This window comes from Kitasatospora papulosa (genome assembly GCF_000717245.1).
In the GTDB taxonomy this organism is placed as follows: Bacteria; Actinomycetota; Actinomycetes; order Streptomycetales; family Streptomycetaceae; genus Streptomyces; species Streptomyces papulosus.
The window spans coordinates 63839-77999 of record NZ_JNYQ01000013.1 but is presented as its reverse complement, the minus strand read 5'-3'; the positions used below and the strand labels follow the sequence as shown (position 1 = coordinate 77999).

The 14161-nt window shown below is 73.3% G+C and carries 9 protein-coding genes; 6 read left to right on the top strand and 3 right to left on the bottom strand.

Annotation, left to right across the window (positions count from 1 at the left end):
- Window positions 1–6: 6 nt before the first annotated feature.
- The 3 genes from IA22_RS0127380 (at window position 7) to IA22_RS0127370 (ending at window position 3970) form a co-directional block, all read left to right on the top strand.
- Window positions 7–1422, top strand: a complete 1416-nt coding sequence (locus tag IA22_RS0127380) for an NAD(P)/FAD-dependent oxidoreductase (RefSeq protein ID WP_015578944.1) — start codon at window positions 7–9, stop codon at window positions 1420–1422.
- 161 nt (window positions 1423–1583) lie between these two features.
- Window positions 1584–2042, top strand: coding sequence for a bifunctional DNA primase/polymerase (locus IA22_RS0127375; protein ID WP_014153769.1), 459 nt, complete (start codon window positions 1584–1586; stop codon window positions 2040–2042).
- Between the two features lie 140 nt (window positions 2043–2182).
- Complete coding sequence (locus IA22_RS0127370; protein WP_051087222.1) at window positions 2183–3970, top strand: chitinase; 1788 nt, start codon at window positions 2183–2185, stop codon at window positions 3968–3970.
- On the opposite strand, the gene IA22_RS34280 is transcribed toward IA22_RS0127370, so the two are convergent.
- A complete protein-coding gene (locus tag IA22_RS34280) occupies window positions 3955–4527 on the bottom strand; it encodes a phosphatase PAP2 family protein (RefSeq protein WP_033249656.1) in 573 nt (190 codons plus the stop codon). The genes IA22_RS0127370 and IA22_RS34280 overlap by 16 nt on opposite strands.
- Before the next feature lie 373 nt (window positions 4528–4900).
- Window positions 4901–6241, bottom strand: a complete 1341-nt coding sequence (gene gabT, locus IA22_RS0127360) for a 4-aminobutyrate--2-oxoglutarate transaminase (protein WP_014153766.1) — start codon at window positions 6239–6241, stop codon at window positions 4901–4903.
- A 256-nt stretch (window positions 6242–6497) separates the two neighbouring features.
- On the opposite strand from gabT, the gene IA22_RS0127355 reads away from it, so the two are divergent.
- From IA22_RS0127355 to IA22_RS0127345, 3 genes are all read left to right on the top strand, one after another.
- A complete protein-coding gene (locus IA22_RS0127355; protein WP_030125154.1) occupies window positions 6498–8867 on the top strand; it encodes an ATP/GTP-binding protein in 2370 nt (789 codons plus the stop codon).
- A gap of 118 nt (window positions 8868–8985) precedes the next feature.
- Entirely contained in the window at window positions 8986–10563 is a 1578-nt protein-coding gene (locus IA22_RS0127350) for a PucR family transcriptional regulator (protein WP_015578951.1), read from the top strand.
- Window positions 10564–10719: 156 nt separating this feature from the next.
- Entirely contained in the window at window positions 10720–12165 is a 1446-nt protein-coding gene (locus tag IA22_RS0127345; protein ID WP_030125153.1) for an aldehyde dehydrogenase family protein, read from the top strand.
- A gap of 115 nt (window positions 12166–12280) precedes the next feature.
- On the opposite strand, the gene IA22_RS0127340 is transcribed toward IA22_RS0127345, so the two are convergent.
- Window positions 12281–13855 (bottom strand): eCIS core domain-containing protein, encoded by a 1575-nt coding sequence (locus tag IA22_RS0127340; protein ID WP_030125152.1) that lies wholly within the window; start codon window positions 13853–13855, stop codon window positions 12281–12283.
- Window positions 13856–14161 lie beyond the last annotated feature (306 nt).

Genomic DNA, 14161 nt, shown 5'->3' with positions numbered 1-14161 from the left:
GAAGCCATGGCCCCTGATGCCATGCGTGAGGCCGCACGATCGCTCTCGGACGCGCGTCCCGTGTCCTACTGGCTCGACGACCCGGGAAAGCCGGTGGCGCGTCCCGCGCTGACCGGTGACGAACGGTGCGACCTGCTGGTGGTGGGCGGCGGCTACAGCGGCCTGTGGACCGCGCTGATCGCCAAGGAGCGGGACCCCGGGCGCGACGTCGTCCTCATCGAGGGCGACGAGGCGGGCTGGGCGGCCTCGGGCCGCAACGGCGGATTCTGCGCCGCCTCGCTGACCCACGGCCTGGCCAACGGTCTGGAGCGCTGGCCCGACGAGATCGGGAAGCTGGAGGCGCTGGGCGCGCGCAACCTCGACGCGATCGAGGAGACCGTCGCCCGTCACTCCATCGACTGCGAATTCGAACGCACCGGCGAGATCGATGTCGCGACTCAGCCCCACCAGCTCGATGAACTGCGAGAATGGCACGCCAGGACCGAGGAGCTCGGTCTCGGCGGATTCGAATTCCTGGACCGCGAGCGGATGCGCGGCGAGGTCGACTCGCCCACGTTCCTCGGTGGTCTGCTGGACCGGCGGGGCGTCGCCATGCTGCACCCGGCGAAGCTCGTCTGGGGTCTGAAGGAGGTCTGCCTCGGTCTCGGGGTGCGGATCTTCGAGCACACCCCCGGTCTCGCACTCGTCCGGTCCGGAGCGGGCACGGCGGTGCGCACGCCCTACGGCAGGGTCTTCGCCCGTGACGTCGCTCTCGGCACCAACATCTTCCCGTCGCTGGTGAAGCGGGTGCGTCCGTACACGGTCCCGGTGTACGACTACGCGCTGATGACGGAGCCGCTGACCGCGGATCAGCTCGCCTCGGTCGGCTGGCGCAACCGGCAGGGGCTGGGGGACAGCGCCAATCAGTTCCACTATTTCCGGCTCTCTGCGGACAACCGGATCCTGTGGGGCGGATACGACGCCGTATATCCCTACGGAGGCCGGCTGGATTCCGCGTTGGACCAGCGACCGGAGACCTTCCTGAAACTCGCCGGACAGTTCTTCGCGTGTTTTCCGCAGCTGTCCGGTGTGCGTTTCAGTCATGCGTGGGGCGGGGCGATCGACACCTGTTCCCGGTTCTCCGCGTTCTTCGGCACGGCTCATCGCGGCCGGGTCGCCTACGCCGCCGGATTCACCGGACTGGGCGTGGGGGCCACGCGCTTCGGCGCCGAGGTCATGCTCGATCTGCTGTCGGGCCGTGGGACCGAACGGACCGCCCTCGCCATGGTCCGCTCGAAGCCGATGCCCTTCCCGCCCGAACCCTTCGCCTGGGCCGGGATCGAGCTCACCAAACGCTCCCTCGCGCGGGCGGACAGCCAGGGCGGGCACCGCAACCTGTGGCTGCGGACCATGGACCGGCTGGGGCTGGGCTTCGACAGCTGAGGGCGGACACGCACGGCCGGGAGTCCTCGGCCGGCCGCACGTGATCCACCTCACTGCCGATACGCGGCCGAACCCGCGTCATGATCCGGTTCCGGCCCTCTCTCTCCCGTGGAAGCACCGGCAGGACCCTGCCGGTGGCCACGGGGAGAGGGAGGCAGTCCATGACGGGCACGGGGACGAAGGCCGCGGTCGCATGGCTCGCGTCGGTCGCACCGGATCCGGGCGCGGTACGCAGGGAGTGGGCGCGCAACCCTCAGGGGATGGCGCTCCTTCCCGCCGGCAGGCGCTGGGACGTGCTGATCGTTCCGGGGGAGCTCGGCTATCCGACGCTCGACGTACTCACCCGGCTCCTCGACAGGCCGGGACCCGTCCTCGCGGACTTCGGGGAGTCCCGGATGGGCTTCTTCGTGCCGCCCGGGACGGCATCCCGCTGGGTCGGGACCGGGATCCGCGGGATCGGCGCGGGGGCCTGGATCGTCGCTCCCCGGCCGGGGAGCACCGTGGGCGGGGTGCGCTGGCTGATCCCGCCGGACGGCTCGGGCGCGCTCACCGACGCGGGCCTCCTCGAGCTCGCCCTGCACGAGGCGGTCGCGGCCCGCGGCGCGCGTGGCGGGGGATGAGGCGCTGCCAGAGGTCTTGACAACCTGATTGGTCTGGACCATGTTGTGCGCCAACCGCCCGATCCCCCCCCCCCCGCACGGAGGCTGTTGTGGAACGCACCGGATCCCGCACCGGACCACCCGCCCGTCTGTCCAGGCTCATGGCCGTCCTCTCGGCCGGCCTGCTCGCCGCCGGCGCCCTGGTCGCGACGGCGCCGGCCGCCGGAGCGGCGGACGCCGACCTGGCGCGCAACGGGGGCTTCGAGGCGGGGCTGGACGGCTGGAGCTGTACGGGCGGCAGCGGCACGACGGTCGGCACGCCCGTGCACGGCGGGACCTCCGCGCTGAAGGCCACGCCTGCGGGCAGCGACAACGCCCGGTGCTCCCAGACGGTGACGGTCAAGCCCGACTCCGCCTACACGCTGGGCGCGTGGGTGCAGGGGAGCTACGTCTACCTCGGTGCGTCCGGCACGGGCACCACCGACGTCTCCACCTGGACCCAGTCCGCCGGCGCGTACAGACAGCTCACCACGTCCTTCCGGACCGGCCCCACCACCACATCGGTGACGGTCTACACCCACGGCTGGTACGGCACCCCCGCCTACTACGCCGACGACCTCACCCTCATCGGCCCCGGCGGCGGTCCCGTCGCCGTGCCCGCCGCACCCACCGGCCTCCGGGCCGGCACGGCCACCGCCTCGGCCGTCCCGCTGTCCTGGACCGCGTCCGCCGGAGCCACCGGCTACCGCGTCTACCGCGGCGGCACGAAGGTCCTCGACACCACCGGCACCTCGGCGACCGTGACGGGGCTGGCCGCTTCGTCGGCGTACAGCTTCCAGGTCTCCGCCGTGAACTCCGCGGGTGAGTCGGCGAAGTCGGCGGCCGTGAGCGTCACCACGGCCACCGGCGGCGGGGGAGGCGGCAACGGCGGGCTCCCGGCCCACGCGCTCGTCGGCTACCTCCACTCCAGCTTCGCCAACGGCTCCGGCTACACGCGGATGGCCGACGTGCCGGACTCGTGGGACGTCATCAACCTCGCCTTCGGTGAGCCGACGTCCGTCACCTCGGGTGACATCCGCTTCTCGCTCTGCCCCGTGGCCGAGTGCCCGAACGTGGAGAGCGAAGCCGAGTTCAAGGCCGCCATCAAGGCCAAGCAGGCAGCCGGGAAGAAGGTGCTGATCTCGATCGGCGGCCAGAACGGACAGGTGCAGCTCGCCTCGACCGCGGCCCGCGACGCCTTCGTCAGCTCCGTCAGCAGGATCATCGACACCTACGGCCTCGACGGCCTCGACATCGACTTCGAGGGCCACTCGCTGTCACTCGCGACCGGTGACACCGACTTCCGCAGCCCGACGACCCCCGTCATCGTCAACCTGATCTCCGCGGTGAAGTCCCTCAAGGCCAAGTACGGTGCCGGGTTCGTCCTCACCATGGCTCCCGAGACGTTCTTCGTGCAGCTCGGCTACCAGTACTACGGCTCCGGCCCCTGGGGCGGCCAGGACCCGCGCGCCGGTGCCTACCTGCCGGTCATCCACGCCCTGCGCGACGACCTCACCCTGCTGCACGTCCAGGACTACAACTCCGGGTCCATCATGGGCCTGGACAACCAGTACCACTCCATGGGCGGCGCCGACTTCCACATCGCCATGACCGACATGCTGCTCACCGGCTTCCCCGTCGCGGGTGACCAGACCAAGGTCTTCCCCGCGCTGCGGCCCGAACAGGTGGCCATCGGCCTCCCGGCGTCCACCCAGGCCGGCAACGGTCACACCTCGCCCGCCGAGGTCACCAAGGCGCTCGACTGCCTGACGAAGGGCACGTCCTGCGGCACCTACCGGACCCACGGCACCTGGTCCGGGCTCCGCGGGCTGATGGCCTGGTCGATCAACTGGGACCGCTTCAACAACGGGGAGTTCGCGAAGAACTTCGACGCCTACTTCGGGAGCTGACCGCTCCTCGTGACCGCCCGCAGGGCGAGCAGCAGCACCCCGCTCAGGCACCAGCCGGCCACCACGTCCAGAGGCCAGTGGTAGCCGCGCAGCACCAGACCGGCGCTCGTCGCCGCCGTCAGCAGGACGGCGGCGACGAGCGTCATCCACGACCGCCTCACGTACGGGGCGAGCAGGAGCGCCGCCGCCCCGTAGGCCACCATCGCCGTGGTGGTGTGGCCCGAGGGGTAGTAGCCCGTCGCCTCCGTCAAGGGGCCCTGACGGTCCGTCCACAGCTTGAGCGGGACGACGAGCGCCGGAACGGCGGCCATGGCGAGGACGGCGTACAGGGCGGCCCGCCGGGCGTGGCGGAACCAGGCCACGAGGACCGCGCACGCCAGTACGGGGACCGCGACCTGCATGTTGCCGAGGTCGGCGAGGAGATCGGTGAGCCACGCGGGGCCGCGCCCCGCCAGCTCCAGCCCGAGCCGCTCGTCGGGACCCAGTAGCGGGCCGTCGGTCAGCACCTGCCAGGTGATCACGAGGAACAGCGCCGGCAGTGTGACGGACGCCCACACGAGAAGAACCGGCCACCGGGGAACAGGGGGGATTGTTCCGCGGTGGCCGGTCGGACCGGGTTGCCGCGCGCCCCGGGGGGTGTGGGGCGGGCGGCCATCCGATCGGTGAGGAGTCCCGGAGCCCGAAGCTCCAGCGGTGTGCGCGATGGCACGGCCGGTACGGCGCTGGGGGAGCCCCGGACCGGCATCACCCGCAGTCCCCTGCGGGCGGGGTGTTTCTCTCATCTGGGAAAACCGTACGTCGAGGAAGCGGGCACCGGAAGTGGCAACGGTATCCCGCCATCGCCCCCGCACACCTTCTTCACACGCCCTCACCGGGGAGCCTGGGAACGCACCGTCGGACGGTTCCCGGCGCCCCGGTGATTCGCACGCGTCAGAGCCTGGCGAACGCCTGCTCGATGATGTCGAGGCCCTCGTTCAACAGGTCCTCGCCGATGACGAGCGGCGGCAGGAAGCGCAGGACGTTGCCGTAGGTGCCGCACGTCAGCACCAGCAGGCCCTCGGCGTGGCAGGCCTTGGCCAGCGCTCCCGCGGCGGCCGCGTCGGGCTCCTTCGAGCCGGACTTCACCAGCTCGATCGCGATCATGGCGCCGCGCCCGCGGATGTCCCCGATGATGTCGCCGTTCGGGAGCTTCGCCCGCATCTCGGCGAGGCGGCCCTTCATGACCTCCTCGATGCGCCTGGCCTTCCCGTTCAGGTCCAGCTCGCGCATCGTCTCGATGGCGCCGAGCGCACCCGCGCAGGCCACCGGGTTGCCGCCGTACGTCCCGCCGAGGCCGCCCGCGTGCGCGGCGTCCATGATCTCGGCGCGGCCGGTCACCGCGGAGAGCGGGAGGCCGCCCGCGATGCCCTTGGCCGTGGTGATCAGGTCGGGCACGATGCCCTCGTCCTCGCAGGCGAACCACTGGCCGGTGCGGCAGAAGCCGGACTGGATCTCGTCCGCGACGAAGACGATGCCGTTGTCCTTCGCGAACTGCGCGATCGCCGGCAGGAAGCCCTTGGCGGGCTCGATGAAGCCGCCCTCGCCGAGGACCGGCTCGATGATGATCGCGGCGACGTTGTCCGCGCCGATCTGCTTGGTGATCTCGTCGATGGCCTGCGCGGACGCCTCGGCACCGGCGTTCTCGGCGCCGGTCGGCCAGCGGTAGCCGTACGCCACCGGCACCCGGTACACCTCGGGCGCGAACGGGCCGAAGCCCTGCTTGTACGGCATGTTCTTCGCCGTCAGCGCCATCGTGAGGTTGGTGCGGCCGTGGTAGCCGTGGTCGAAGACGACGACCGCGGTCCGCTTCGTCCAGGCACGGGCGATCTTCACCGCGTTCTCGACGGCCTCGGCACCCGAGTTGAAGAGCGCGGACTTCTTGGCGTGGTCGCCCGGCGTCAGCTCGGCGAGCTGCTCGCAGACCTCGACGTAGCCCTCGTACGGCGTGACCATGAAACAGGTGTGGGTGAAGTCGGCGAGCTGCGCGGAGGCCCGGCGTACGACCGCCTCGGCGGAGGCGCCCACGGAGGTCACGGCGATGCCGGAACCGAAGTCGATCAGGCGGTTGCCGTCCACGTCCTCGATGATTCCGCCGCCCGCCCGGGCGGTGAACACCGGCAGCGTGGAGCCCACACCGGCGGCGACCGCCGCGACACGGCGGGCCTGCAGCTCCGCCGACTTCGGGCCGGGGATGGCGGTGACGAGGCGGCGCTCCTGCGGGATGTCGGACATGCGGGGCTCCTGGGGGTGTTTCGGACGCTTCTGTTTCTGCAGGCTAGGGGCGGGTGCGGGCGCCGGTCATGCTCCGATCGGGAGTGGTGGAAGCGTGTCCTTGTCCGCCACGGACAGATGCCCCGGTGGAGCCGCCGGGGCGCCCGTGCGCACGGACTCCGCCGGGCCGTACGGCCGCATGGCTGAACTCCCGGTGCACGGGCACTAGATTGGCCGGTGCAGAGGACGGACCTGGCTGGTCAGGGGGCAGCGGTTCATGGACACCGAAGGCACGTACGACGCACGAGGCACGGGCGCGGAACGGGTGCCCCGCCCCGCCGGGCCACCGCCCGCGGCGCCACCGCCTCCGACGTACGCCCCGCAGCCCCGCCGGCCGGCTGCCGACGGCCCGGGAGTGGAGGAGTGGCTGCGCACCCCGCGGCCCGTGCGGGAACCGGGCGTATGGCGCTACGGGCACGTCCCGCGCCCGCCCGAGAAGCCCGAGGGGGTCTCCGACCGCTCGCTGCTGGTCGGGGTGCTCATCTCCGTACTCAGCGGACTGCTCCTGTGGTCCCTCTGGCGCAACGGCTACATCCCGTACCGGCTGGTCCCGCTGAAGCTGTTCACCCCCGGCGACTGGTGGTACGCCGGTACGTTCGGCGGGCCCCGGACCATCGAGGGCGCCGACGCCCTCACCGTCTACGAGGCCGTCCTCTTCGGGCTCCTGGTCTACGGCTGCGGGCGCCTGGGCAACTGGTCCGAGATCTTCCGCCGCCACGTCGCCGGCCGGGGGCAGCCCTTCCTCGGGCTGGCCACGGCAGCCGGCGGGGCGCTGGCCGAGCTCCTCGTGTGGAAGGACGCCGTGCCGCTGGTCAGGCCGGTGCTGATCCTCGTGGCGTCGGTCGCGGGCGGTGAGATCTACCAGAGCCAGACCGTCGTCAACGTGATCTACGCCCTGATCGCCCTCGGCGTGCTCTGGCCGTTCGCCCGTCTCGGCCGCTGGCGTGAACTGGCTGCCGCCCGGCGCGGCAGGGCCGCCGCCGCCGTACCCGACGCCCCGGCCGCGCCACCGGACGCGCCCACCCCCGAGCAGTGGCCGGAGCTGCGTGAGGCGGGCATGCGGGACGCCGCCGAGGCCCTCACCGCCGAGGTGCGCACCGGCCGGATGAACGACGTCGACGTCGCACGCCTGCGCCATGCCTGGAGCGTGGGACGCGGCCACCCCGAACGCCTCGCCGCGCTCACCGAAGCCGTCCTGCGCACCGGCGGAGCCGCCGCACTCCACCCGTCCGGCGCCCGGGACCTGGCGCGCCGCACCGTCCGGCACGACCTGCTCACCGGGCAGGTCCGCATCGGCAGCTGCACGGACGACCCGCACAACCCGTACGCCCGGCGTGGTTCGGGCGTCGCCCTGGAACCCGCGCTGCTGGGCACCTCGCTGCTCGCCGTCGGCCCGCCCGGCGCGGGCAAGTCCGCACGGCTGGTACGGCCGGTCGTCGAGTCCCTGGCCCTGCAGGCACTCGCCGGCCGGGCCGCGGTGCTCGCCGTCGGCGGCGCCGGGGGCGAGCTCGGCCCGGACGACGCGTTCGACGTCGTGGTGCGCATCGGCGACCCGGCCTCCGTGCACGACTTCGACCTGTACGGCGGCACGACCGACCCCGACGAGGCCGCCGGCGTGCTCGCCGAGGGACTCGTGGGCGACGTGACGCATCTTGACAGCAGGCGCGCCGCCACCGTCCTCGCCCAGCTGCTCGGCCCCTACCGCGCCGTGCACGGCCACTTCCCGGGGGTGCCCGCGCTGCGCGAACTCCTGGACGGCGACACCGCCGCGATCGACGCGCTCCGGGAGGCGCTCGGCGCGGGCGGCCACCAGTCCATGCTCCGCGAACTGGAGGCCCGCACCCGCCAGAAGGGCGGGGCGGGGGACCCCGGACCCGTGCTCGCCGACCGCATCGCGCTGCTCGACCGCCCGGCGTTCGCGCCGTTCTTCGCCACCGGCGACCATGCCCGGCCCTTCTCCCTGCGCTCCCTCGAACACCTGCCGCTCCGTGTCAGGATCGACCTTCCCGAGCGGGCGCACGCCGAGGCGTCGCGGCTGCTCACCCGGCTCGTCCTCGCCCAGTTCACCGCCGTCACCGCCGCCCGCACCGACCGGTCGCTCTTCGTCTGCCTGGTCCTGGACGACGCCACGCACACCGTCACCGCGGAGACCGTCCGGGGCATCCGGCGCCTGCGGTCGGTCAACGCCGGAGCGCTCCTGACGCTGCGCACCGTCGACGACGTGCCCGAGGGGCTGCACACCGCGCTGCTCGGCGCGGTCGGCTGCTGCATGGCCTTCAGCGGGGTCACCACCTGGGACGGCAAACGCTTCGCCGAGGTCTGGGGCAAGGAGTGGGTGGAGACCCGCGAGGTCGCCCAGCACGCGGTCTTCGCCGACCAGCCGTTCACCCGCGCCCTGCACGGCCTGCGCAAGCTCGTCACGGGCAAGGCCGTGACCAGGGACGCCGTGACCGTGCGGCGGGTCGAGCGCGAGCGATGGTCCGCCTCGGAGCTCGCCTACCAGGTGCCCCCCGGGCACGCGGTCCTGTCGGTGACGACGGTGGAGGGCGAGCACGCGCCCCCGCTCCTGGTCACGCTGGACGGCTGAGCGAGGTTACGGGGACCCTGCCGCCCTGGCAGAATCGAACGCGGTCGTCTGTACGGGGCGGCGCATTCGAGCCGTCCGCCCGGGCGGCGCCATCGACTCCCAGAGGTCCGGCGGTCCCATGCCACCCACTCTCGCCTCGCTCGTCCAGCACTCGGCGCTCAAGCTCACCGTCCGGGCGGGCGCCGACCGGCTCGGCACGCCCGTGCGGTGGGCGCACGCCAGTGAGCTCGCCGACCCGGTCCCGTACATGGAGGGCGGGGAACTGCTCCTCGTCACCGCGACCAACCTCGACGCCCGGGATCCGGGAACGATGCGCCGGTACGTCCAGCGGCTGGCCGGCGCCGGGGTCGCGGGGATCGGCTTCGGCGTGGGCGTCACCTACGAGGAGATCCCGCCGGCGCTCGTCGACGCCGCCGAGGAGGCCGGCCTCCCGCTCCTGGAAGTACCCCGGCGCACGCCGTTCCTGGCCATCAGCAAGGCGGTGTCCGGGGCGATCGCCGCGGACCAGTACCGGTCGGTCACGGCCGGTTTCGAGGCCCAGCGGGAACTCACCCGTGCCGCGGTCGCCGGGGACGGACCCGCGGACCTGCTCACCCGCCTCGCCGCGAACGTCGACGGCTGGGCCGCGCTGTACGACTCCGCCGGCGCCGTCGTCGCCGCCGCGCCCGACTGGGCGGCACGCCGCGCCGCACGGCTCACCCCCGAGGTGGAGCGGCTGCGGGACCGCCCCGCCCCGGCCAGCGTGGTCGTCGGCGACAGCGAGAGCCACGACCGCGTCGAGCTCCAGTCCCTGGGCGCGGGCCGCCGCAACCGTGGTGCGCTGGCCGTCGGCACCGGGGCGGCACTCGGCACGGCCGAGCGCTACGCGGTGCACTCCGCGGTCGCCCTGCTGACCCTGACCACCGCCCGTTCCCGCGCCCTCCAGGGCGCGGAGCAGCGCCTCGGCGCCGCCGTCCTGAGGATGCTGCTGGCGGGCGAGTCCGACCACGCCCGGGCCGTCGCCGGGGACCTGTACGGCGGACTCCTCGACGCACCCTTCCGGCTGCTGATCGCCGAGTCGCCCGCCGCCTCCGGGACGGAGCTGCTGGCGGAGACGATGGAGGCCGCCGCCTCCCGGTCCGGCGAGACCCTGCTGATGGTGCCCGAGGGCGAACGCCTGGTGGTCCTGGCCGCCGACGGCGGCGCCGCCGTGGACGCCTGCGCGGCCCACGCCCGCACCGCGGACGACCGGCCGGTGCGCGAGCCGGTGCCCGACGACGCCGACGTGGTCGTCGGCATGTCCGCGCCCTGCGGACCCATCGCCGTCTCCGCCGCGTACAAGCAGGCCGAACAGGCGCTCTCGGTCGCCCGCCGACGGGGCAGGACCATGGTCGAGCACGAGGAGGTCGCCGCCGGCTCCGTCCTGCCCCTCCTCGCCGACGACGCCGTACGGGCCTTCGCCGACGGGATGCTGCGGCCGCTGCAGGAGCACGACGCGAAGGGCCGCGGCGACCTCGTGGACTCCCTGCGCGCCTGGCTCTCCCGGCACGGCCAGTGGGACGCCGCCGCCGCCGACCTGGGCGTCCACCGCCACACCCTGCGCTACCGGATGCGGCGGGTGGAGGAGATCCTGGGCCGCTCGCTGGACGACCCGGACGTCCGGATGGAGCTGTGGCTCGCCCTGAAGGCGACGTCCGCCTCCGCGGGGGGCCGGTAACCCGGTCCGGCTACGACAATCCGGCGTACCCGGACTCCACTCCACTCCATGACGGACAAGCCTCATCCGTGCCGTGCCGCCCTACGGTGGGGCCCGAGGGCGCCCTCGTGGCGCCCGGCGATCGTCGTACACCACCCCCGAAGGGCCGGAACCGCCATGACTTCCACCCACGCCTTCTGGCTGGCCGGCCGCCAGGCCACCGGCGAGGACAGCTTCGACGTCACCAACCCCTGGGACGGTCGTCTCGTCGGCACGGTCTCCGTGCCCACCGACGCCCAGGTCGAGGAGGCCGTCGCCGCCGCGTACGCCGTGCGCGAGGAGTTCGCCGCGACCCCGGCGCACGTACGGGCCGCCGCGCTCGACCACGTCGTACGCCGCCTGACCGAGCGCACCGAGGAGATCGCCCAGCTGATCTCCGCCGAGAACGGCAAGCCGATCAAGTGGGCCCGGGGCGAGGTCGGACGGGCCGTCTCCGTCTTCCGGTTCGCCGCCGAGGAGGCCCGCCGCTTCAACGGCGGCGACGCCCAGCGGCTGGACACCGACGCGGGCGGGACCGGCCGTCTGGCCCTCACCCGGCGCTTCCCGCGCGGACCCGTCCTCGGCATCGCGCCCTTCAACTTCCCGCTCAACCTCAGCGCCCACAAGGTCGCCCCGGCCCTCGCCGTCGGCGCTCCGATCATCCTCAAGCCGGCCCCGGCCACCCCGGTCTCGTCCCTGATCCTGGGCGAACTGCTGGCCGAGACGGACCTGCCGGCCGGCTCCTGGTCCGTGCTGACCGTGCCCAACGACAAGATGCCCGCCCTGGTCCAGGACGAGCGGCTGCCGGTGATCTCCTTCACCGGCTCCGGCCCCGTCGGCTACGCGATCATGGAGTCGGTGCCGCGCAAGCACTGCACCCTGGAGCTCGGCGGCAACGGAGCGGCGGTCGTGCTCGGCGACTGGTCCTCCGAGGAGGACCTGGAATGGGCCGCGACCCGCATCGCGACCTTCTCCAACTACCAGGGCGGCCAGTCCTGCATCTCGGTGCAGCGCGTCATCGTGGACGCCACCGTCCACGACCGGCTCGTCCCGAAGATCGTCGCGGCCGTCGAGGCCCTGGTGACCGGCGACCCCTCCGACGCGGCCACCGACGTCGGCCCGCTCGTCAGCGAGGACGCCGCCCGCCGGGTCGAGTCCTGGGTCGACGAGGCCGTAGAGGCCGGCGCCACCCTCCTCACCGGCGGCAAGCGCGACGGCGCCACCTACGCCCCGACGGTTCTCGCCGACCTCCCCGACACCACGACGATCGCCTGCGAGGAGGTCTTCGGCCCGGTCCTGTCCATCCGGAAGACGCACGGCGAGGCCGAGGCCTTCGCCGCGGTGAACGACTCCAGGTACGGGCTTCAGGCGGGCGTCTTCACCCACGACCTGCAGACCGCCTTCCGGGCCCACCGTGCCCTGGAGGTGGGCGGCGTGGTCATCGGAGACGTGCCCTCCTACCGCGCCGACCAGATGCCCTACGGCGGCGCCAAGGAGTCCGGAGTGGGCCGCGAGGGCGTGCGCTACGCCATGGACGACTACACCTACGAGCGCGTCCTGGTCCTCACCGGCCTCGCCCTGTAGCCAGGGCCACCGCCATGGACGGCCGGAGCCCGCTGTGCGGGGGCTCCGGCCGTCCGGTGTGTCCGGCCTGGCGTGCCCTGAGGCCGGCGCCCGCCACGGGCGGGCCCGTCGTCGCCTACGCCCGCTCCCAGTCCGACTCCGAGTCGGACGGGAGGTGCTGGGCGCTGGTCATGCGGGTCTGGCCGGTCTCCTGCTCCGCCTTCTTCCGGCCTGCCGCGGTCTGCTCCAGGATCCGGTTCCGGAACTCGTAGTCGCGCGGCGCGGCGGCGGCCCCGACCTGCTGGAGCACGGCGCCCTCCAGCCAGTCGGGTGCCCGCCACCTGAACATCTCACCGTGCGACCCGGACGGGACCACGCGGTAGCCGTACTCCGCTCCGAGCGTGGCGTTGACCGCGGAGAACGTCATCTGGCAGGCGCCGCACGCCTTCTTCACGCCGCCCATGTGCACTTCCTTGATCTTGCCTTTGCCCAGCGGCCACGGACTCCCCTCCCAGGACGCGATCTGCTCGCCGAGCAGGGTCATCTCTCCGTGGACGGAGGCGTCCTTCTTGGAGTGCTCCGCGTTGCAGGTCCATGTGCCCACCGACGACCGCAGCGCCCGCGCGGTGGCCGGGAGATCCGGATCGTCCTTGTGCACACCCTCGTAGTCCCCGGAAAGCGTCGCCCGCAGCTTGAGTTGGTCCTTGCGACGGCGGGAATCCTCCGACAGCGGCGCGTCATGGTCCAGGGCGGTCCCGACAGAAGCGAGCCCCGCCTGCTGCTTCTCCCCGGACAGCTTCTTCTGACCGGAGTTGGACGAGTACCGCAGCCCCACGTCCGGCACGTTCGCGACCGCCACGTGCGGTGTCCTCCGCGCGTTCGGTGCGTGTGCCTCCCGCGCCATCCGGTCCAGGGTGCGCAGGTTCGCCGACCGGGTCCCCTCCTTGCTCGGTTTCGTCTGCCGGTAGCGCGGCGGGCCCTGTTCCTCGTCCTCCTCGGCCCGCTGCACCTGCGGAGCCCGCTGCACCTCAGGGGCAGGCTGCACATGCGGTGTCTCGGCACCGGGGGCGGCCCCCGGCCCCCCCGGCGCAGGCGCCGCCTCGGCGGTCACCGGCGGCGCCTGCGCCATGACCCGGGTCGCGTTCGCCTCGGCCTCCCGCTCGAAACGGTCGCCGGGATCCGACATCCGCAGCCCGCCGCCGTTGTCGGTGCCCGCCACCGGACCCTGCCGCTGCTGGATCACATGCGTCAGCTCGTGCGCCAGGGTGTGCTTGTCGCCGCCACCCTCACCGAGGACCACATGGTTGCCCGAGGTGTAGGCGCGCGCCCCGATCTCCCCGGCCGAACGCCGCGCGTCCGCGCCCTGGTGGACCCGCACGTCGGAGAAGTCCTGGCCGAGCCGTGCCTCCATCTCCTGCCGCACCGGCGCCGCCAGCGGGCTGCCCGCCCCGCGCAGCACGTCATGGACGGCGGACCGCTGCACCGGGGTCCCGGGCCCCTCCCGATGGCCGCACCCGGGCCCGTGCGCATGGCTCTCCTGGTCCATCGCCCGGAGCACGGCGGCGTTCCCCGCGGCGCGCTGCAGGGCCAGCAGCGCTGCGGCCCCGGGGGCGGTGGCCGGCGTACCGGGCAGCGGGCCTGTGGTCCGGGTACGCCGCACCGGCATCTGCCGCCGGCTGTCCGGTGACCGCTGCGGCTCCTGTGCGTGCATCGCGTTCCCTCTATCCGTGCGTCTCGCCGTCTCGGCGAGCCACGCTGCCATGCCCCGTGTCCGGCGGAAAGGGACGGGAGGGCAGCGTCCGGGGCACGATCCGCCCTCCGGACTGCCCCGGCGTGCCTGCCGCCCACCGGACGGTCCCGGCGACCGAGCGGGTAGCCCGAGCGGCCGAGCCGCCCCGGCCGGCTTCGGAAGTCCGGGGTCCTGACCACTCCACGGGTGGGCCGCTCCCACGGGCCACCGGGAGCTCCTCACAGGGTGGTGGGGGCGGCGTAGATCGGGTAGATACGGACAAGTGAC

Bases quoted from the DNA above. Each gene is read 5' to 3' on its own strand.
- IA22_RS0127350 (WP_015578951.1), top strand. From the start codon at position 8,986: ATGCCACCCACTCTCGCCTCGCTCGTCCAGCACTCGGCGCTCAAGCTC.
- IA22_RS0127375 (WP_014153769.1), top strand. From the start codon at position 1,584: ATGACGGGCACGGGGACGAAGGCCGCGGTCGCATGGCTCGCGTCGGTC.
- IA22_RS0127370 (WP_051087222.1), top strand. From the start codon at position 2,183: ATGGCCGTCCTCTCGGCCGGCCTGCTCGCCGCCGGCGCCCTGGTCGCG.
- IA22_RS0127380 (WP_015578944.1), top strand. From the start codon at position 7: ATGGCCCCTGATGCCATGCGTGAGGCCGCACGATCGCTCTCGGACGCG.
- IA22_RS0127355 (WP_030125154.1), top strand. From the start codon at position 6,498: ATGGACACCGAAGGCACGTACGACGCACGAGGCACGGGCGCGGAACGG.
- IA22_RS0127340 (WP_030125152.1), bottom strand. From the start codon at position 13,855: ATGCACGCACAGGAGCCGCAGCGGTCACCGGACAGCCGGCGGCAGATG.
- IA22_RS0127345 (WP_030125153.1), top strand. From the start codon at position 10,720: ATGACTTCCACCCACGCCTTCTGGCTGGCCGGCCGCCAGGCCACCGGC.
- gabT (WP_014153766.1), bottom strand. From the start codon at position 6,241: ATGTCCGACATCCCGCAGGAGCGCCGCCTCGTCACCGCCATCCCCGGC.